We start from the raw sequence: 19,782 nt of genomic DNA, 5'->3' as shown, positions 1-19,782 counted from the left end.
GCTAACCACTCACCGCAATCCGCGGGCGATTCACCCGCACCCTTGCTAAATTCAGCCTGACATAAACCAGGTTGGCATGCAGGGGTGTAACGTGAACCTGACTGAGAAATCACTCAAAAATCCCGCCGGCGTTGCGGTGGCCGTGGCTGTCATTCTATTTTTTGGCGCCTACAGCCTGAGCCAGCTGCCGATCCAGCTGTTTCCCAATATCGAGAATCCAACCATCTCTATCCAGACGGGCTGGCGCGCGGCCTCACCGCGCGAGATCGAGTCGGAAATTGTTGAGCCCATCGAATCAGTGTTGCGCGGCATTCCGGGGCTGCAGGAAATGGCGGCCTATGCCAATGCGGGCAACGCCTGGATTAACCTCGAGTTCGGCCTGGAAACCGACATGCAGCGCACGCTCATTGAAGTGATCTCCCGCATGAACAGGCTCGATCCACTGCCGCGGGATGCCACCCAGCCGGTCATCATGCTTGGTGGTGGCAATGGTGACACCCCGGCCCTGACCTTCTTCTTCTTACAATTACTGCCGGGCACGCCCGGGCAGATTAACGATTACATTCAGTTTGCCGAGGATGTACTGCGCCCGGCCATTGAGGCTGTGCCGGGTGTGGCCCGCGTCAACACCATGGACAACGGCGCCGGCGAGCAGGAACTGGAAATCCTGTTTGATCCGGAGCGCGCCGCACAGCTGGGCATTACCCTTACCAACACTGCAGCGATGCTCGGTCGCGCCAACGATGTCAGCGGCGGCTTTGTCGAAGTGGGTCGGCGCCAGTACACCCTGCGGTTTGCCGGCCGCTATGAGCCCGAAGAACTGAGCGAGTTTGTACTCGAATGGCGCGACGGCCGCCCGGTACGCCTGGGTGATATCGCCGAAGTGAAAGTCACTCGCGGGGAGCAATGGGTAGGCCGCACCCAGAATGGCAACCCGGCCATCTCGCTGCGCATCGACAAGGAGAGCAGTGCCAACGCATTGCAAACACTCAACGCCGTAAAGGCCGTGGTGGAAGAACTCAACGAGGGGCCGGTGAAAGATCGCGGCCTGGTCATGGTCCAGTCCTTCGATGCATCAGTGTTTATCAACCGCGCCATTGGCATGGTCGGCGGCAATATCCTGCTGGGTATTCTGCTCGCCGTTGGCATTCTATGGTGGTTTCTGCGCCGCTTCCGGGCCACGCTCATCGTTGCCATCGCTATACCCGTGTCGCTATTGGCCACGTTCATCGTTCTCAAGCTCACGGGCCGTACGTTGAATATTATTTCCCTCGCCGGCCTGGCGTTCGCGGTGGGCATGGTGCTCGATGCGGCCATCGTCGTACTGGAGAACATTGTCCGCCTGCGCGAGAAAGGGCTGAGTACTTACGATGCATCGCTGCAGGGCGCCCGCCAGGTCTGGGGGGCGCTCCTCGCCTCCACCGCCACCACGGTGGCCATCTTCCTGCCGGTCATTTTCATGCGCGAGGTTGAGGGGCAATTGTTCGGCGACCTCGCCATCACGATTGCCATTGCAGTGGTGGTTTCACTCATAGTGGCGGTCACCATATTGCCGCTCGCCGCCAATACCTGGCTGCGCGATAGCACCCTGGAAGATCACAACAAAGCCCGCTGGCGCAGCATTGCCAATGTCATCATGCGCGCCACCTCCACCCCCACCAAGCGCTGGATGCTAAGCGCAGCACTCATCAGTGTGCCGCTGCTAGGCAGCTACACCCTGATGCCGGAGATGGACTACCTGCCACCGGTGAAGCGCGATGCAGTCGACGCCTATTTCCAATTCCCCCCGGGATTAGCGAACGCACCGTGGCTGAAGAATATGTGCGGGTACTGGATGAGCGGATGGCGCCGCTGATGAGCGGTGAACGCGAGCCCGCCCTGAAGAACTACTACATCCTCACCTGGGGTGACGGCGGCGGCATGGGTGCCCGAGTTAAAGACCAGTCGCGGGTGAAGGAACTTGAAAAAATCATCAACGAGGAGATCTTCGCCGACCTGCCCGACCTGCAGCACTTTGCTTCCCAGGGCAATTTGTTCGGCGGTTTTGGCGGAGACCGGGTTATCGACCTGCACCTGCAGGCCCGTGATCGCGAAGTGCTCACCGAGGCTGCGGCCCTGGGTGAAACGTTGCTGCGCGAGGCTCTCCCGGAGGCCAGCATCCGCGTGGGGCCCAACCTCGAACAATCGGAACCGGAACTCAAGCTCACTCCCCGTGACCGGCAGATCGCCGAAGCCGGCTGGGCCCGTCGCGATATGGGTACCCTGGTACGCGCCCTCGGCAACGGTCTCTATGTGGGCGAACATTTCGACGGCGAAAAACGCATGAATATCATCCTGCGTTCCGCCAAGTGGGATTCGCCAGAGGAACTCGGGTCGGTGCCGTTGGCCACGCCAGCGGGCAGCCTGGTACCGCTGGCCGAGCTAGTGGAGATTGATCGCACCGTTGGCCCCAGCCAGCTGCGCCGTATCGACAGCCGCCGCACCATTACCCTCAGCGTGCGTCCGCCCGAGGACATGTCGCTCGAGCACGTACTGAGCACCATCGAGACCCAGGCCGAGCCACAGATCGTCGCCGCTCTCGGCGAAGAGGGCAGCATTCTCTACGGCGGCAGTGCCAGCGCACTGAACCGGGCCATCGCATCCATGGCCAGCAACTTCGGGCTGGCGCTGGTGGTGTTGTTCCTGCTCATGGCCGCCCTGTTCCGCTCCATGAAAGATAGCCTGCTGGTCGTACTGGCCATGCCGCTGGCCATGGCTGGCGGTATCTTCGCCATTCGTCTGCTCAACCTGGTGACCTTCCAGCCCCTGGACCTGCTGACCATGATCGGCTTTGTGATTCTGCTGGGGCTGGTGGTGAACAATGCCATCTTGCTGGTGCACCAGACCCGCAGCGCCGAGCGCGAAGGCGTCAGCCGCCACCGGGCCGTGGAACAGGCCCTGCTTACCCGGCTGCGGCCCATCTTTATGAGCACTCTCACCAGCATCTTCGGCATGCTGCCGCTGCTGCTCATGCCCGCTGAAGGCAGCGTAATTTACCGCGGCCTCGCGGCGGTGATTGTCGGCGGTATGTGCGTGAGTACCTTATTCACCCTGTTATTACTCCCATGTTTCCTGCGCATGGGTGAAAGTCACAGCGGCGTGATTACCGGCGATGGTGGCCGTAAACCCACCCCCGCCCTGCAGTCCGTCGCCTGAGATGAGGAACCTATTATGAACTTCAACAAACGCTCCCTAGCCTCCCCACTGCTCGCACTGGCGCTGCTGGCCAGCCCAACGCTTGCGGAGGGCACCGCGGTCGCCGTTGAGGTAGCAGATGTCAGCGAAGGCGTGACCAGTGCGGTTGTGCGCCTGCCCGGCACCGTCATCAGTACCCGCGACGCCATGATTGCCACCGAGATCAGCGGCCGTCTGACCTGGGTCGCCCAGGTGGGCCAACAAGTAGCCGCCGGCGACGCCGTGGCCCGCATCGACGACCATCGCCTGCAACTACAGCTGCGCGACAACGAAGCGGAAATTGCCCGGCTGGAAGCAGATATTCAGTACAACCAGCGCCAGATCGGGCGCCTGGAAAAGCTCGCCATCACCAACAACATGGCCCAATCGGAGCTGGATCAGGTGCGCTCCCAGCTGGAAATGTTATTGCAGCAACAACGTATTGCCGAGGTGGCCCGAGACCGGACCCGCTACGACCTGGAACTCGCCCAGGTGCGCGCACCCTTCCCTGGCGTGGTGGCCAGCCGCGAAATGATGACCGGTGAGTACACCAATATCGGCGCCGCCATCGTGCGCCTGGTCGATACCCAGGCGCTGGAAGTGTCTGTTAATGCGCCGCTGCGCGCTGCACACTTTAATGAGCTCAATGCCGAGGTGCAGGTAGAGGCCGGCGACCGCCGCGCCATGGCGCCCATCCGCGGCATGGTGCCGGTCGGTGACAGTCGCTCGCGCATGATGGAACTACGCCTGGCGATTCCCGCCGGTAACTGGCTGATCGGCGAGGCGGTGACTGTCGAAATCCCCGACGGCGAAACCGGTAGCGCCCTCAGCGTTCCGCGCGATGCACTGGTGCTGCGCGACAAGGAGGCCTATGTCTATACCGTCTCTGCCGAAGGCACAGCGGTGAAAGTACCGGTACAACCGCTGGCTGGCCGCGGCAGTATGATTGCGGTGGATGGCGAATTGAATCGTGACGATCAGGTTGTAGTGCGCGGTGCTGAACGCCTGCAGGAAGGTCAGCAAGTGCGGATTACCCAGGGCAACCTGGCAGGCGTCTGGCCCTAGCTGAGCCGGACCGGAGCAACTCCGCGGGGCTCGGCACGGCCAATAATGCTCGCCTCGGCATACCCGGCATCATGCAGGGCCTGGCAGTAGGCGTCGGCTTTGCCGGCGGGCAGTGCCACCAACAAGCCACCACTGGTCTGGGGATCGACCAGAATCTCAAACCCTGTATCCGCGCCTACATACAGTGCCGCAAGCGCCTGCGCATTGGCTTCGTGCATGGAACTGCGCACGCCCGCAGCGAGCTGCTCCCTGGCACCCGACAGTGCCGGAATCACTTCAGCAATCAACTGCACACTGACCTGCTCGTCGAGCATTTCCAGCAGATGGCCGAGCAGACCAAAGCCGGTGATATCGGTACAGGCCCGGGCACCGTGGCCAAGCGCCAGTTCCGCTGCCCACGCATTGCTCTGCAGCATCATGTCGATAGCCGCCTGAACATCGCGGCCATCGGCGTGCAGCGCCATGTGCGCTGCGAACAACACGCCTGTGCCCAGCGGTTTAGTCAGCACCAGCATATCCCCGGCCTGCATACCGCGTTTTGTCATCACGCCCCGGGCGCTGTCCATGGGCTGGCCGTTAACGGTAAACCCAAGCTGTAATTCCGGGCCCTGCATACTGTGGCCGCCAGCCAGCTGGCAATCCACTTGGCTGAACTCGTGCAGGGCCCGGCGAGCAACTGCTCCAACTCGCGCTGCAGCAGTGAGCCGCTGGCAAAGGGCAATGTCACCGCTGCCAGCGCAGACACCGGGCGCACACCGCAGGCGTAAAGATCACTCAGGGCATGGTTGGCCGCAATGCGCCCCATCAGCCAGGGATCGGCCACCAGCTGGCGCAGCACATCAACGCTTTGCAAGGTGGGCTGGCCGGCCTCACCCAGGATTGTCGCTGCATCGTCGCCATCACCTGGTACCGGGCAATGGTCAGGAAATGCCATCGCCAGCCTCGCCAGAGTGGCGGCCAGACCGCGAGCCCCTACCTTGGCGCCACAGCCGCCACAGTGGGCCTGGCGATGTGGGTCCAGGGCACCGGGTATCGCCTCGCCGGTTGTCGTCGCAGGCATTGGCGGCAGGTTTTCGAAACGGCCCATAAATTCGCGGTCGATGCGATCTTTCCAGCGCCAGACCCAGCCACCGGAGGCATACAGTGGCCCGCGATCGGCAGCGGCGTTGCGATCCCCCAGCGACACCAGTGACAGAAAACGCTGCTGCGGGCGGTGCTCGCGCAATGGCTTGCCCAGCAAATAGGCGCGCAGGTTGGCCGCCAGCACGGGGCCCTGGCGCACCGCATATACGCCGGCCTTGGGCCGCGGGTATTCGTCTTGCGAAGCGATATCGCCAGCGCCAAATACATCGGGGTGATCTACGGACTGCAAGGTGTTGCTAATTCGGAGGAAACCCCGGTCGTCACAGGCTAGGCCGCTGTCTGCCACCCAGGCTGCGGCAGCGGCGCCGGTACACCAGAACAAATCGTCGTAGAGGTGGCGCGTGCCGTCGGTTAACACCAGCGCGGCGTCTTCCACTTCGGCGACGCGGCTGTCGAGGTGCAGGTTAATGCCGAAGGCTTTCAGGGCGCGCTCGGTTGCCGCTCTGGCACCCCGGTTATAACCCTGCAGGATTTCCGTCGCCCCACAAATCAGGTCGAACTTCAAATGGTTATGCGCCTGGGCGTGGGCCATCGCCAACACCAGTTCTACGCTGCCGGCGCCGCCGCCCACGACGACCACGCGATGGTCAGCGGTCGATTCCGCCAGGCGACCCTCGAGTTCACGCCAGCGCTGCCACAGGCCGGCAACCGGTTTCACAGGTACAGAATGCGCGCGGGCGCCGGGCACGGAATCAAGCTCAGGTTGAGAGCCAATATCCAGGCTGACCACGTCATATTCCACAGGCGGGCGCCCGGCCAGTTGCAGGGTCTTCGCATGCGGGTCCAAACCAGTCACTTCAGCAGCGACGAACCGCGCTCCTGCCCACTGACACAGGCGGGCCAGATCGATGTGGGTGTCTTCAAACTGATAGTGTTCCGCCACCAGGCCCGGCAACATGCCCGAGTATGGCGTATGGCTGGCCGGTGAAATCAGGGTGGTACGCAATCCGGCCAGTGGCTGCATGGCCAGCATCCGCAGTGCGAGTACATGGGCATGGCCGCCGCCGACCAGCACCAGGTCGCGCACATACTCGGCCTGGGCCTGCATTCAGCGCGCTCCCTCACACCAGCACACCACTTCATCCCGGCTGCCGCTGAACAGTACTTCACCCTCGCGTTGTTCCAGCTGGTATTCGTACATGGGGTCGTAATATTTCTCGAGCAGAAAGCCGATCCATTCCCGGTGGCCCTGCAGGTCTCCGCTTGCTGCCTGGGCGGCAAATGCATCGGCCATAACCGCGCTCATCTGCTGGTGGCGCTCACCCCCGAGGCGTTTGCGAATTTTGGCAAGATCGTCCTGCAACTTCTGGGCGTGGCGCGCATGGCCGTCGTCACCGTACAACGTGCGGTAGCGCTCACCGAGATCGACAATGTAATCGTCGATAACGACATCCACCCGCTCCGCCAGGTTTTGCTCGACAATCACCAGCGGTGCATGCTTCATTTTGTCGCGCAGAATTTCCGGCAGGTACAGGCGGCCGATCAGGCGGCCCTCATCTTCGAGATATACCCGCGGCCCGGCGCGATTGAGCAGTTTCATAAACGCAATGCTGAGCTGGTTCTCGAAGTCGATCTGGCTGGGCTGAGGGCTGGGCATCTGGCCAAAGGTAGAGCCGCGGTGATTGGCCAGCCCTTCGAGATCAATGCAGTCGGACAAATCCCACACAACCCGTGTTTTACCGGTGCCGGTTTTTCCGCCGATCAGGACAATATCTGCGGTAGCGAGGGAGCGCTCCAGTTCGTCGATGAGAAACCGGCGCATGGCCTTGTAGCCGCCTATCACCAGCGGGTAATCGATACCCTCGTCGCGCAGCCACTGGCGCACCGTCTGCGAGCGCAGGCCGCCGCGAAAGCAATAGAGATAACCGTCGGGGTGGGCCTGGGCAAATTCGCGCCATGCCGCCAGACGCTCGGCGCGCACCTCGCCACTCACCAGGCGATGGCCCAGCTCGATTGCGGCCTCCTGGCCATCGCGCTTGTAACAGGTGCCCACCTTGGCGCGCTCGATGTCAGTCATCACCGGCAGGCTGTGGGCGCTGGGAAAGGCGCCCTTATCGAATTCCTGAGGCGCCCGCATGTCCATCATGGGCGCGTCGGCAAGAAAAAGCGCTCGGTAATCCTGGGTGTCCGGGCGCTGGCTCAAAACCTATTCCGCCTCGCCACCGAAAATGGTGATGACGCGATCCTGCAGGCCGGTAATAGCGTCGGACATCAGCGCGAAATCCGCGTCGAGACGAGCGGCGTTATCGGCTTCGGGAATGTCGTCGTTTTCTTTCATCAGCTCTTCTGAGAACTTCAGGCGCCTAAGGCACAGATCTTCCGCCAGCACCAGTTTTACGCGCTCTTCCCACTGCAGGGCCAGGCGCGAAACCTGTTTACCGGCATTGAGGTGAGTTTCCACCTCTTCACTTAACAAATCAACGCCGCGACAGCGCACCACGCCACCTTCCTCGCCGAGTTCACGGAGCTCACACTCTTCCCCCAGAACGAAATCGTCAGGCAGGTTCTGGTGGGCCAGCCAACCGGTCATGGTCGCCGAAGGGGCGTTGTTCACCTGAGGCAGCACCACCGGAAAGCTGCCGATACATTCGCGCAACAGGTTGAGCAATTCCTCGGCCCGGGCGGCGCTGGCGGCATCCACAAAAATCCAGTTGGCGCGGGTGTCAATGTAGGCGAAAACCGCACTGGAGCGGCTGAATGCGCGGGGCAGGCAATCCTGGATGATCTCGTCTTTGAGGGTCAGGCGCTCCTTGCGATACACCTTGCGGGCCTGCTCTTCCTCGATGTGTGCCACTTTTTCCTCGAGCTGCTCACGCACCACCGTGGAGGGCAGGAGCTTCTCTTCACGCTTGAGCTTGATCAGCAGGCGACCGCCCGCAGAATGGGCAAGCTCACCGGATTCTTCGCCCAGGGGGGCAACCCATCCCAGGGACAGCGCCTGGGACTTGGCGCAGGGCTCAAAGGCCCGCTGCGCCAGTTGTTCTCCCAGCTGTTCGGCGGACAAATCAAAGGGAGTGGTGAGGCGGTAGGCCCGGATGTTCTTAAACCACATAGTTATACTGCTCTGGCAAAAGCGGCTGATTGTACCCCAGCCGCGGGCCAAAAAGAGGGCCGTGTACAAAATGTTAACCATTGCGGCCGCCTGGACCGTTGTTATCTTCGCCCCCAGGCAGTGTAATTTGCCTCCCAGACACAACTGCACTGAGACAGAGCCATGAGTGACACCAAAAAGGCCACCCCCACCCAGCCACGCCACGTTCGCGACGTGAGCAACTGGGACAAGGAAACCGACGTAGCCATTGTTGGCTTTGGCGGCGCCGGCGGCTGCGCGGCGATTGAGGCCGCTGATGCGGGTGCGGATGTCACCATATTTGAACTGGCCAGCGCCAGTGGTGGCTCCACCGCCATGTCCAGCGCCGAGATCTACATGGGCGGCAGTGGCGGCACCCGGGTGCAGAAGGCCTGTGGTTTTGATGACTCGACCGAAGACATGGTCACCTACATGATGATGTCCGCCGGGCCCCAGGCTGACGAAGCCAAGATCCGCAATTACTGCGAAAGCAGCTCCGCCCACTTCGACTGGCTGACGGGGCTGGGTGTGCCCTTCAAGGACAGCTTCCACGAGGAGCGGGCCATTATGTGCCTCACCGACGATTGCCTGCTCTACACAGGGTCAGAGAAGGCCTATCCGTTCCGCCACCACGCCAAGCCCTGCCCCCGTGGCCACAACCTCGAGATTGAAGGCGATAACGGCGGCCCGCTGTTCATGAAGATCGTCACCGAGAATGTTGAAAAGCGCGACAGCATCACCGTGGAGTACGAAACCCGCGCGCTGTGCCTGATTGCGGATGACGAAGGCGCGGTAGCGGGCCTGGTTATCCGTCAGGGCAAGAAAGAACTCAACGTGCGCGCTCGCAAGGGCGTCATCCTCTGCGCCGGCGGCTTCAACATGAACGAAGAAATGCTGCAGAAATACGCCCCCAAGCTGCTGCGCGGCAATGAGCCTATCGGCAACCCCGGCGATACCGGCACCGGCATTATGATGGGCATGTCTGTGGGTGGCGCCGCCATCAACATGCACGAAGGCTTTATCAGTATTCCCTACTACCCGCCCGCCAGCATTACCGGTGGCATCGTGGTCAACGATAAGGGCCAGCGTTTTATCAACGAAGACGTCTACCATTCTCGCCTCGGCCAGGCGGTGCTCGATCAGCCCGGTGATCGCTTTTATTTCATTCTCACCGTGGAGCAGTACGGCGACTACGAGAAGTTCAACTTTATGGGCGCCTCAATTGCGGGCACCGGCGAGACCATCGCCGAGCTGGAAGAAGAGCTGGGCCTGCGCAAGGGTACGCTGGAAAACACGATCAACATCTACAACGAAGATGTGGCCGCAGGCGAAGACACCCAGTTCCACAAAGGCGCAGAGTGGCTGCAGACCCTGGAACTGCCCCTGGTGGCGCTGGATATCACCCCCGGACGTGGTGCTTTCGTCCCCTACTTCACCCTCGGCGGCCTCGACACACTGCCCACCGGCGAAGTGGTAGACCCACAACGCAACGTGGTTCCCGGCCTGTACGCAGCCGGTCGCACCGCCTGCGGCGTGGTCCGCCGGGCCGACGGCTACTCCTCCGGTATGTCGGTCGGCGACGCCACTTTCTCAGGCCGCCTGGCCGGCAAGCAGGCCGCCGCCCGCAGTTGATTCCTGCTGACGGGGTTCTGATGTTCCCGGAGCCCCGAGATTCACCTATGTTCTGATAGGCCTCTCCTCAGTTGAGGCGGGCCCTAACAGAACCAAGGAAGGTGAATCTAATGAACACATCAACACATAATTCTTACCAACACACCAGAGAACTCACACTGTCAGAAATCGAGCGTATCTCTGGCGCCGGGCCAATGGAGCTAGCCACAGGCTGGGCAGGCACGGCAATGGGTGCACTTTCAGGTGGCCTCACCGGTGGCCTTAGAGGCCTGGCCATAGGCGGAGTTGGTGGTTTTGCTCTAGGATTAGCAATGGGTACCGCCTATTCCCTGGCAACCGGTTCCGGCAGCGGCCGAAAGCCAGTTGTTGACTCAACCAAAGCGGAATGAAAGCCGGCTACTATAACTGGATAGGCACCAACCCCCATTGAATAGAGCTCACTAGCGGGAGGCTGTTATGCCAGCTTCGATTGAGGAGTATATTTTTGCCCGGAACATTCCCCAATGGTCAGCCATCCCCGGTGAACAGAAAGCACAACTTGTTTCCGAGGCGAGAAACCTGACTTATCGGGCTGGCGGTAACGGACGCCTGGTTATCGTTGTTGTTATTGCGCTTGTGCTATCGTTTAGCCTGTTTACGGTCCTGCCTTCACTGCTCTTCGACAGCGAGTGGGCGGGGCCCGTTGGCGCAGGACTCGCATGTATCGCCACGCTGGCCGTTGCCAGCACGACGCGTGCGCGGCAAATGCTGCCGGCGCTAAAGACATTGGTGAGTGATATCACTTCAACGGAGGCTCAATGAAATACCTGCACACCATGGTCCGCGCCCGCGACCTGGACGAGAGCATGGACTTCTACTGCAACAAGCTCGGCCTGGTTGAAGTCAAGCGCTATGACAGCGAGGCCGGGCGTTTTACCCTGGTGTTTCTCGCTGCACCGGGTGATGAGGTCGACCCCGAAAGCGGGCTGGGCCGTATCGCTCCCTGCCTGGAGATCACCTGGAACTGGGATACCGAAAACTACGACGGCGGCCGCAATTTCGGGCACCTGGCCTATGAGGTGGAAGATATTTACGCCACCTGTCAGAAGCTGATGGACGCCGGTGTCACCATAAATCGTCCGCCCCGCGATGGCAGCATGGCCTTCGTGCGCTCACCGGATGGCATCTCGATCGAACTACTGCAGCAGGGTGACGCTCTCGCACCAGCCGAACCCTGGGCTTCCATGGAAAACACCGGTAGCTGGTAACCCGTGCGCGGCAGCATATCCACGCGCCTGATCGTCCTGATCACCCTGTGCACGGCGGTGATCGTGGGCGGTGGCATGCTACTCGACTATCGCGTCTCCCGCGCTGAAATTCTCGAGCGCCTCGACCTCGAATCCAACGAGCGTGTGAAGGCGGTGGTAGTCGACATTGAAAACTGGCTCAGCGGCGTAGAAGCAGCCACGGGCTTTCTGGGCCAAATTCTCTCCCAGCGCGAGTACAGCGAGGAAGGCCTCAAGCAAATGCTCCGCGACCTGGTCCAGGGCAACGAGGAGATCTACGGCGCAGCCATTGCGCTAAGCCCCAATCAGGCTGAATCCGGTGAGGGTTTTGCCCCTTACTTCTTCCATAGCGATACCGGCATCGCCTATGCCAACCTGGCAAGTCGCGAAGCCGATTACCAGCAGCAGCCGTGGTTCCGCGCGCCCATAGAAACGGCCAAGCCAGTCTGGTCTGAGCCCTACTTCGACAATGGCGGCGGCGAGGCATTGATGACCACCTACTCAGTGCCCGTGTACCGCATTGATGAGGAGGGGCAACGCTTCCTGTATGCGGTGGTGACCGCTGACGTACTCGTGGAAGACTTACACCGGGTATTGCAGCAGTTACACCTGGGTGAGCACAGCAATGGCCTGCTGCTCAGCACAGAAGGCATGTTGCTGAGCAGCCGCCAGGCCCCCGAGGCACTGCGCCATTATTCCGAGATAGCGATTGCGCCTGAGAACCTGAAACCCTGGCGGGACTTGCTCGATCATGTGCGCGGCGGCCAGGCCATTAGCCGCGAGGTCGAGTGCCCGGAGATCGAAGGTCAATGCACACTGCGCATGGGCACACTGCAATCAAATGGCTGGCCAATCGGCATCGTCTACTCCCAGAATGAAGTGCTGGAACCGCTGTACAACTACCAGATCAAAACCGTCATTATCAGCGTGTGCACGATTCTTGGCATGGCGCTGGTGGTGTCGCTGGTAACGCACAGTATTACCCGGCCGCTCTCCTACCTGAGTGCCGCAAGCGCCAATATTGCCCGAGGCAATATGGATTCGCCGCTGCCGCCGGCCAAGGGCAATGACGAAATCGCCACATTGGTGCGCAGCTTCGAAAGCATGAGTAAGGATCTCAAAACCTATATTGCTGATCTTGAAAGCGTCACCGCCTCACGCAGCCGCCTGGAAGGTGAGCTGGCTGCGGCCCGGGAAATTCAGATGTCGATGTTGCCCGGCGCCGGCGAGGCGCGCTTACAACAACCACCTGTAGACTTATGGGCACGGGTTGAGCCCGCCAAAACCGTGGGCGGCGATCTGTACACCTACAGCCTCAACGACAATCACCTGCTGCTTGCGGTGGGCGATGTCAGCGACAAGGGTGTGCCTGCAGCACTGTTTATGGCCCGTGCCATCAGCCTGATCCAACAACTGTCGAGCCTGTCTGTTGCTCCCAACGAGGCCATGACGTGGCTGAACAATTCCCTTGAGCGGGACAACCCCAGTTGCATGTTCGTCACCCTGTTTCTGGGGGTCTTGAATACGACGACGGGCGAACTGCGCTTCGCCACCGCCGGGCATACGGCTCCCAGCCTGTTGCGGAACAACGAGGTTACCGTCATCGATCAGGACACCGGACCTGCGCTGGGCCTTATACCGGATCAGGACTATCCGGATAATCTGCTGACGCTATGCCCCGCCGACCGGCTGGCCATTTACACCGACGGTATCGACGAGGCCTTTAACAGCGCCGGTGAGATGTTCGGGGTGGAGCGGTTCAACAAGCAACTGCAAAACACCGGAGCTCTGGATCTGGCCGCTGCCGGCGCGGCACTGTTCCAGGCGGTGGCGAGCCATGCCCAGGAACAACCCCAATCTGACGACATAACCCTGCTACTGCTGGAACCCTCGGCAGGCAAGCACGGCTCACAGCGCCAGAGCTTTGACCTCGCGCCGGGACTCACGCGCAGGGTACAGAGCTGGCTGGAGCCCGTTCTCAATAACTGGTCGGTGCCCGATGATGCGGTCATGGAAATGCTGCTCATCGCCGAAGAGCTGGTCACTAATGTACAGAAATACGGCGAGCTGCAGGCCAAGCATGAGATTGCCGTGACCTTACGCCTGGATGGCCAGACTCTGGCGCTGCAAGTGCGCGACCCCGGCGTGGCATTCAACCCGCTGGCACAGGCGGAACGAGCAGACCTGGGAGCGGATATAGAATCTGCCGAGATCGGTGGCCTTGGTGTACACTTGATCACCGGGCTGAGCAATCGACAGCACTATGCGCGAGAAGGCGAGTACAACGTACTCACAATTGAAAAGGACTTACCCGTATGGACCTGACAACCACTGTATCCATTGACGAAGAAAACTCGGTAGCCCGGGTCAGCCTCGACGGCGCCCTGAATACCGACACTGCGCCGGCGTTTGAATTGCGCCTGCAGGAAGTGGTCGATGCAGGTTACCAGCTCACCGTACTCGACATGAAAGAGCTGGATTACATCAGCTCGGCGGGGCTGCGGGTCATTTTCAAAGCGGCCAAACAAACCCGCTCAGACGGGCGCAACCTGGCGGCCGCCAATCGCAAGCCACACATCGACAAAGTATTCGAGATTCTCAAGGCGCTGCCGGATATGGCCGTGTTTGCCAACGAGCAGGAACTCGATGACTATCTCGATGCCATGCAGAGCAAATCCCGCGACGAATAACGCTATTCGCTGCGCAGGAAGTTGACGATCCAACGCGCCACGCGATCGCCCTGATCCGCCGTGGCCAGCGACGCCATTCCTTTCTCGTAGACTTCCTCGCCAATCATCTCCCGGCGGAAGTTCATAATTTCTGAGGAGTAGCCCGACGTGAATTCCGGGTGGCCCTGGAACGTGAGGATATGATTGCCGATCTGGACGACCGCATTCTCACAGAAATCACTACCGGCCAGCACCTCGGCGCCGTCGGCATTTTCGACCACCTGGTCCTGATGGCTGACCAGAATATTAAAATCAGGATTGTCGCCGTCGTGCCATTGCGGCGTCTGATTGAAGGTGTGGGTATGCAGACCCTGCCCCCAGCCCTTGGTGGACTTTTCGGTTTTTCCGCCCAGCGCCTGGGCCACCAATTGATGGCCGAAGCAAATACCCACCAGTTTCTTCTTGCGAGCGTCGATCTCGCGAATCAGATCCATGGATTGGGCGATCCATGCTTTGTCTTCGTATACGGAAGATTTGCTGCCCGTCATCAGGTAGGCATCAACCTCGTCGATATCTGCAGGAAACTGGCCTTCCTCGACATCGTATGTGACAAATTCCAGGCCAGGATCAACGTCGCTCAGCAGCTTGGCAAACATATCGGGATACTCGCCGTATTCGCCTACCCAACGTGGATTGACTGCGTCTGTCTTGAGAATGCCAATCTTCATGGTTCACCTGTCTAAATCATAGGAGGGCAAGGCCCGAATCCCTCATCTTAGGAGAGCGTTAAGGCCAGTGTCCATACCACTTAAGGGTGCCGGGCTGTCACTAAAAATACACGCAGCTGTAACGCATCTGCCACAGCCGGGACGCATGCTGGCGACATGGAAATACTCGGCAAATTGCAGAAACTGGAGATGCGGCTGCTGGCAGGTGTTTTCCGCCAGACCGAGCGCCGCATGGTCATTCCCATGGCGAAAGCCGTCTCGCATTCAGGCGACGGTTATCTCCATGTGCTGGTGCCACTCCTGTTGTGGTCCCTCGACCCAGCCGGCTTCAATGCATTGCTACCACTGCTCGCCCTGACACTGGTTATCGAACGCAGCGTGTATTTTTGTGTGAAAAACGGGCTGCGTCGGCCCCGGCCCCAGGAATCAGTACCGGGATTTCGCAGCCTGATCCGCGCCAGCGATCAGTTCAGCTTCCCTTCGGGACACAGCTCCGGCGCATTTCTGCTTGCCACCTGCCTGTTGCTGGTTTACGGCCCCGTCGCAGGGGGGCTGTTCCTCTGGGGGTTCGCCGTGGCCTTATCCCGGGTGCTGTTGGGCGTCCACTTTCCAGGCGACACCCTCGCTGGCGCGTTAATGGGAACTGGCCTGGCCCTGCTCACCGCGTCGCTACTGGGAGTGCACTAGCGTGAATATCTTATACGGCGTGCAGGGAACGGGGCAGGGTCATATCAGTCGCGCACGGGCAATGGCCCAGGCCCTCGCCGCGTGGCCAGTGGACGTCACCTGGCTGTTTTCGGGGCGGCCTCGCGAGGCGCTTTTTGATATGGAGTTATTCGGCGATTTCGTTTATCGCCGCGGCCTGACCTTCAGCACCAGCGCCGGCAAATTGCGCTACATGAGCACCACCTTCAACAACAATGTGCCGCGCTTTCTCCAGGATGCGCGCCAGCTCGACCTCGACGCTTTTGATCTCATCGTCTGCGATTACGAACCGGTAGTGGCCCGCGCAGCGGCAAAAGCGCGTCGTGATGTGATTGGTATCGGCCATCAGTATGCATTTGGCCCCACCACACCCAGAGCGGGCACAAGTTGGTTGCAAGAAACCATCATGTCCCGGTTCGCACCGGTGACAACCCCTATCGGACTGCACTGGCACCCCTACGCCGACAACGTCCTGCCTCCCATTCTGGACCTGCCGCCACTGGCCCTAGAACAGGGCGAGCACATGCTGGTCTACCTGCCCTTTGAAGACCAAAAAGCAGTGACAAAAGTGCTACAACAATTCCCTGGGTGGAAGTTTGTACAGTATTCGCCCGCTCTACAGAATGAGCAACAAGGCAATGTCAGCCTGCGCAAGGCAGATGTCACAGGCTTTAAACAGCACCTCGCCACCTGTAGCGGCGTCATCTGTAACAGCGGCTTTGAACTCATTAGCGAGTGCCTGCAGTGGCGCAAACCTGTGCTAACCAAACCCCTCGATGGCCAGATGGAGCAGCACTCCAATGCGCTCGCACTCAGCCAGCTAGGTTATGCCACCACCATCGCCAGCCTCGATGCACTGGCCCTGGCCCAGTGGCTGGCGCAACCCAAAGTCACAGCCAACATCCAGTTTCCGGATGTAGCCGCAGGCCTGGCCCGCTGGCTGGCCGCTGGCGCTAACACCCCACCGGAAGATCTCAGCCGGCAACTATGGGGCGCTCGGGCGCTCAACCTCATACCTGCGCCAAGACCGGGCGCGCCACTGGGCGTCGTCGCCTGAATCCCCTCTCCCCCGTACTTGGGTTAAAGACCTCATTCGGTTAAGGTGGAACGCCTTACTGAATCAAGGCACGCTCATCTTGATCTCGCGTATCCTGGCTTTTGCGGCACTGCTCGCCGCCGCGCCTTACCTGCATGCCAACAGCACTGATTTTGTCGGCAGTGACAGCTGTCGCAGTTGCCACGCCGAGGAGCACGCGCTGTGGCGCGGCTCACACCACGACCTGGCCATGCAGGTTGCGAATACCGAAACCGTGCTCGGTGACTTCGACAATGCCAGCTTCGAGTACAACGGCATCACCAGTCGCTTTTACCGCGACGGCGACAAGTTCATGGTGCGCACTGATAACGAGCAGGGTGAGCTGACCGACTTTGAAGTCGCCTATGTCTTCGGCGTGTATCCACTGCAACAGTATCTGCTGCCGCTGGATCGCGGCCGCCTGCAGGCCTTGAGCATTGCCTGGGACGCCCGCCCGGGCGACGAAGGTGGACAACGCTGGTACCACCTCTATCCTGACGAGCCTATTCTCGCCGGCGACCCGCTGCACTGGACCGGCCCTTATCAGAACTGGAATACACGCTGCGCGGAATGTCACAGCACCGACCTGAAGAAAAACTACGACGCGAAGACGCGCAGCTTTAACACTGTCTACGAAGAGATTAATGTCGCCTGTGAGGCCTGCCACGGGCCGGGCGGCAAACACATGCAACTGGCGGAAAAAGATGCACTGGCGAATGTCCATGCAGGTGGCTTCCCGGTGGACCTGGCACAACGCGGCGAGTGGGCCTTTCCCGAGGGCGAGAACATTGCCCGGCGTTCCGAACCTCTGGACAGCCGCGCCCAGGTAGATAACTGTGGCCGCTGTCACGCGCGGCGAGGCACGCTGGGTGACTATCACCACGGCGCCGACCTGCTCGACACCCACCGCCTGTCACTGCCCCAGTCGCCCTTGTACCACTACGACGGCCAGATACTCGACGAGGTGTATGTATACGGCTCTTTCCTGCAGAGCAAAATGCATCAGGCGGGCGTTGTCTGCAGCAACTGCCATGAACCGCACAGCGCCGAGCTACGTGCACCTGGCAACGGGGTTTGCGCACAGTGCCATAAACCCGCCGTGTATGACTCACCGGACCACCATTTCCACGCCGCAGACAGTGCGGGCGCTGCCTGTGCCAACTGCCATATGCCAGAGAGCACCTATATGGGTGTCGATCCCCGGCGCGATCACAGTATGCGAGTCCCCCGACCAGACCTGTCGGTGGTGATGGGCACCCCCAATGCCTGCAACCAGTGCCACACCGACAAGAACGCCGAGTGGACTCTCAACGCACTGCGGGAGCGAGGCGTTCAGTTCCACGACACCGGCAGCCACCCGGCGCGTTCATTTGCCCTGGCTGACCAGGGCGACGCGCGCGCCCTGCCCGCCCTCGCACAAATTGCCAATGACCCGGGCCAGCCCGCTATCTGGCGAGCTACCGCCATGGAAGCGCTGGGCCAGGTAGGCGGCCGCGAGGCCACGCAAACCATGGCCGCACTGCTGTATGACGACGATGCCATTATTCGCACCAGCACCGTGCGCTCTCTGGACTTTCTCTCGCTGCAGCAGCGCTTTCAGCTGCTGACGCCGCTGCTCAACGATCCGATTACCTCGGTACGTCTGGAGGTGGCGCGGCAGTTGGGCGGCGTACCCCTGGACCAGATACCCCCAGAGCAATCCACCGCGCTGGAAAAATTGTTCCGCGAATATGTTGCCGTTATGGGTGAACACGCCGACATGCCCAGCGCGCAGTTACAGCTCGGTGTGTTTTATGCCAATCGCGGTGATGGCCCCTCTGCGGAGAAGGCCTATCGCGAGGCGCTGGTACTGAACCCCCAATTGATTCCCGCCTATCTGAACCTGGCGGATCTGCTGCGCTCACAGCAGCGCGACGACGAGGCACGCACCCTGCTGCAAAAAGCGATTGAAATTTATCCAGACAGCGGCGCTGCCCTGTATGCACTGGGGCTACTGGAAACTCGCAGCGGCAACAGCGAAAAAGCGCTGGAGTATCTGTCCCAGGCGGCACGTCTGGAAACCGGCGGTACCCGCCATCGCTTTGTCTACGCGATCGCCCTGCACGACCTGGGCCAGCCCCAACAGGCGATACGTGAACTGGAAAAGCTGCTGTCGGCCGCGCCTTCAGATGAACAGGTGCTGTTAGCCCTGACCAACTACAACGCTGAAATCGGCCAGAAAGCCCGTGCCAAAGCCTATGCCCAGAAGCTGGTGCGGCTGAATCCGCGCAACCCCACCTACCAGCAACTGCTACAGGGGCTGTAACGCAAAGTACCTGTCGAGGTGGGTCTCATAGCTGGCGCGGATAGCGGTTGATTCATTGGCCAGCTGATGTCCGGCCTCTTCCAGGTAGACGATCTCGCTGTTTGGATAGAGTTTGGCGATCGCACCCATGTTATAGCGCCAGTCTACTGTGCCGTCGCGTCGCCCTTGAACGACCAGCGCAGGCCCCACACCCAGATCTGCCAGCGGCAGCGATTTGAGCCAGCGTTTCAGCGCCCCTAACCACCGCAGCGACACCCGGTGACATTGCAGGGGGTCGTCGCGCACAAACGCGAGGAAATCCAGGTCAGCTGAGTTCTGATTAAAAGTACGGCCCAGTGTGGCCACGAAAGGCTTGAGCAGTGCGTGGGCAACCTTCACACCGCGCCAACCCGCCGGGCGTACCAATGGCGCTAGCAGCGCGACGCGATCAAAGGGCCACTCATAGCGACGGGCAAACTCGGTAATGGCCGCGCCACCGGTACTCTGCCCCATGGCCAGCAGCGGCAACTCGGGCAAAGCCACCGCGCCGAGTACATCGGCAATGGCATCGCCATAATCGGCAAAGTCATCAATGACCGCAGGTTCACCACTGGAGAGCCCATGGCCGGGCAGATCAAACATCAACACATTACAGCCACGCCCAAGCCCATAGGCAATGACCTTGTCGTAAATGCCGGTGTGGTCGTAATAACCGTGCACCAGCAGCAGGGTGGCCACAGCACCGGGCTGCTGCCAGTAATGGGTCATCAGCTGGAAGCCGCCTGAGGAGATCAGGCCAGATTGATATTCTGCAGCCTGGGGGAAGTCGAGCCCATAAAACGCCAGGTAATCGTTGAACAGGGCGCTATCGGCAGCGCCCTCGGGGAAGGGCTGCAGGGCACGGCGCAATTCATCCAGTTGTTGTCGATTCAC

At 60.6% G+C, this 19,782-nt stretch carries 17 protein-coding genes; 11 read left to right on the top strand and 6 right to left on the bottom strand.

The features are described 5' to 3' along the window. Window positions 1-91 precede the first annotated feature (91 nt). The 3 genes from BST95_RS20295 to BST95_RS03540 are packed head-to-tail and all read left to right on the top strand — an operon-like array spanning window position 92 to window position 4,278. Window positions 92-1,855, top strand: coding sequence for an efflux RND transporter permease subunit (locus BST95_RS20295; protein WP_240500258.1), 1,764 nt, complete (start codon window positions 92-94; stop codon window positions 1,853-1,855). Further along, a complete protein-coding gene (locus BST95_RS20290) occupies window positions 1,807-3,195 on the top strand; it encodes an efflux RND transporter permease subunit (RefSeq protein WP_240500257.1) in 1,389 nt (462 codons plus the stop codon). The genes BST95_RS20295 and BST95_RS20290 overlap by 49 nt, the downstream gene beginning before the upstream one ends. Before the next feature lie 15 nt (window positions 3,196-3,210). Next, window positions 3,211-4,278, top strand: coding sequence for an efflux RND transporter periplasmic adaptor subunit (locus tag BST95_RS03540; RefSeq protein WP_084198186.1), 1,068 nt, complete (start codon window positions 3,211-3,213; stop codon window positions 4,276-4,278). Here BST95_RS03540 and selD read toward each other — a convergent pair. Genes selD through rdgC form a run of 4 tightly spaced genes read right to left on the bottom strand, consistent with a single transcriptional unit; the run spans window position 4,275 to window position 8,473 of the window. Continuing rightward, on the bottom strand, window positions 4,275-4,922 hold the full coding sequence (gene selD / locus BST95_RS20285; protein WP_240500256.1) for a selenide, water dikinase SelD: 648 nt from the start codon (window positions 4,920-4,922) through the stop codon (window positions 4,275-4,277). The genes BST95_RS03540 and selD overlap by 4 nt on opposite strands. Continuing rightward, window positions 4,823-6,469, bottom strand: coding sequence for an FAD-dependent oxidoreductase (locus tag BST95_RS03535; protein WP_240500255.1), 1,647 nt, complete (start codon window positions 6,467-6,469; stop codon window positions 4,823-4,825). Before BST95_RS03535 ends, selD begins: the two co-directional genes overlap by 100 nt. Beyond that, the gene (gene mnmH, locus BST95_RS03530) at window positions 6,470-7,564 is read right to left on the bottom strand and encodes a tRNA 2-selenouridine(34) synthase MnmH (RefSeq protein WP_084198185.1); all 1,095 of its coding nucleotides are present in this window, start codon (window positions 7,562-7,564) and stop codon (window positions 6,470-6,472) included. 3 nt (window positions 7,565-7,567) lie between these two features. Further along, window positions 7,568-8,473 (bottom strand): recombination-associated protein RdgC, encoded by a 906-nt coding sequence (rdgC, locus tag BST95_RS03525; protein ID WP_066057449.1) that lies wholly within the window; start codon window positions 8,471-8,473, stop codon window positions 7,568-7,570. A gap of 162 nt (window positions 8,474-8,635) precedes the next feature. Here rdgC and BST95_RS03520 point away from each other — a divergent pair, with 162 nt between their 5' ends. The 5 genes from BST95_RS03520 (at window position 8,636) to BST95_RS03500 (ending at window position 14,078) form a co-directional block, all read left to right on the top strand. Beyond that, window positions 8,636-10,123: an FAD-dependent oxidoreductase gene (locus BST95_RS03520; RefSeq protein ID WP_084198184.1), complete on the top strand. Its 1,488-nt coding sequence runs from the start codon at window positions 8,636-8,638 to the stop codon at window positions 10,121-10,123. Window positions 10,124-10,579: 456 nt separating this feature from the next. Further along, entirely contained in the window at window positions 10,580-10,924 is a 345-nt protein-coding gene (locus BST95_RS03515; protein WP_084198183.1) for a hypothetical protein, read from the top strand. Beyond that, window positions 10,921-11,370, top strand: coding sequence for a VOC family protein (locus BST95_RS03510; protein ID WP_084198182.1), 450 nt, complete (start codon window positions 10,921-10,923; stop codon window positions 11,368-11,370). Before BST95_RS03515 ends, BST95_RS03510 begins: the two co-directional genes overlap by 4 nt. A 3-nt stretch (window positions 11,371-11,373) precedes the next feature. Continuing rightward, window positions 11,374-13,713: a SpoIIE family protein phosphatase gene (locus BST95_RS03505; RefSeq protein ID WP_084198181.1), complete on the top strand. Its 2,340-nt coding sequence runs from the start codon at window positions 11,374-11,376 to the stop codon at window positions 13,711-13,713. Beyond that, window positions 13,704-14,078 carry an STAS domain-containing protein gene (locus tag BST95_RS03500; RefSeq protein ID WP_084198180.1) on the top strand — a complete coding sequence of 125 codons (375 nt, stop codon included), beginning with the start codon at window positions 13,704-13,706 and terminating at the stop codon, window positions 14,076-14,078. The genes BST95_RS03505 and BST95_RS03500 overlap by 10 nt, the downstream gene beginning before the upstream one ends. Window positions 14,079-14,080: 2 nt before the next feature. On the opposite strand, the gene BST95_RS03495 is transcribed toward BST95_RS03500, so the two are convergent. Beyond that, a complete protein-coding gene (locus tag BST95_RS03495) occupies window positions 14,081-14,785 on the bottom strand; it encodes a glutamine amidotransferase-related protein (RefSeq protein WP_084198179.1) in 705 nt (234 codons plus the stop codon). A gap of 156 nt (window positions 14,786-14,941) precedes the next feature. Here BST95_RS03495 and BST95_RS03490 point away from each other — a divergent pair, with 156 nt between their 5' ends. The 3 genes from BST95_RS03490 to BST95_RS03480 all read left to right on the top strand — a co-directional run bounded on the left by BST95_RS03490 (window position 14,942) and on the right by BST95_RS03480 (window position 18,870). Then, window positions 14,942-15,472 (top strand): phosphatase PAP2 family protein, encoded by a 531-nt coding sequence (locus BST95_RS03490; RefSeq protein WP_066057012.1) that lies wholly within the window; start codon window positions 14,942-14,944, stop codon window positions 15,470-15,472. 1 nt (window position 15,473) lies between these two features. Beyond that, window positions 15,474-16,547 (top strand): MJ1255/VC2487 family glycosyltransferase, encoded by a 1,074-nt coding sequence (locus BST95_RS03485; protein ID WP_084198178.1) that lies wholly within the window; start codon window positions 15,474-15,476, stop codon window positions 16,545-16,547. A gap of 79 nt (window positions 16,548-16,626) precedes the next feature. Beyond that, the gene (locus BST95_RS03480) at window positions 16,627-18,870 is read left to right on the top strand and encodes a tetratricopeptide repeat protein (RefSeq protein WP_084198177.1); all 2,244 of its coding nucleotides are present in this window, start codon (window positions 16,627-16,629) and stop codon (window positions 18,868-18,870) included. On the opposite strand, the gene BST95_RS03475 is transcribed toward BST95_RS03480, so the two are convergent. Continuing rightward, entirely contained in the window at window positions 18,856-19,782 is a 927-nt protein-coding gene (locus tag BST95_RS03475; RefSeq protein ID WP_084198176.1) for an alpha/beta hydrolase, read from the bottom strand. The two genes, BST95_RS03480 and BST95_RS03475, sit on opposite strands and share 15 nt — an antisense overlap.

Origin of the sequence: Halioglobus japonicus, from assembly GCF_001983995.1 — a bacterium.
GTDB lineage: Bacteria > Pseudomonadota > Gammaproteobacteria > Pseudomonadales > Halieaceae > Halioglobus > Halioglobus japonicus.
Note: the sequence above shows the minus strand (reverse complement) of the source record. Positions and strands in the feature narration are given on the sequence as shown.

Bases quoted from the DNA above. Each gene is read 5' to 3' on its own strand.
- BST95_RS03540 (WP_084198186.1), top strand. From the start codon at position 3,211: ATGAACTTCAACAAACGCTCCCTAGCCTCCCCACTGCTCGCACTGGCG.
- BST95_RS03535 (WP_240500255.1), bottom strand. From the start codon at position 6,469: ATGCAGGCCCAGGCCGAGTATGTGCGCGACCTGGTGCTGGTCGGCGGC.
- rdgC (WP_066057449.1), bottom strand. From the start codon at position 8,473: ATGTGGTTTAAGAACATCCGGGCCTACCGCCTCACCACTCCCTTTGAT.
- BST95_RS03520 (WP_084198184.1), top strand. From the start codon at position 8,636: ATGAGTGACACCAAAAAGGCCACCCCCACCCAGCCACGCCACGTTCGC.
- BST95_RS03515 (WP_084198183.1), top strand. From the start codon at position 10,580: ATGCCAGCTTCGATTGAGGAGTATATTTTTGCCCGGAACATTCCCCAA.
- BST95_RS03510 (WP_084198182.1), top strand. From the start codon at position 10,921: ATGAAATACCTGCACACCATGGTCCGCGCCCGCGACCTGGACGAGAGC.
- BST95_RS03500 (WP_084198180.1), top strand. From the start codon at position 13,704: ATGGACCTGACAACCACTGTATCCATTGACGAAGAAAACTCGGTAGCC.
- BST95_RS03495 (WP_084198179.1), bottom strand. From the start codon at position 14,785: ATGAAGATTGGCATTCTCAAGACAGACGCAGTCAATCCACGTTGGGTA.
- BST95_RS03490 (WP_066057012.1), top strand. From the start codon at position 14,942: ATGGAAATACTCGGCAAATTGCAGAAACTGGAGATGCGGCTGCTGGCA.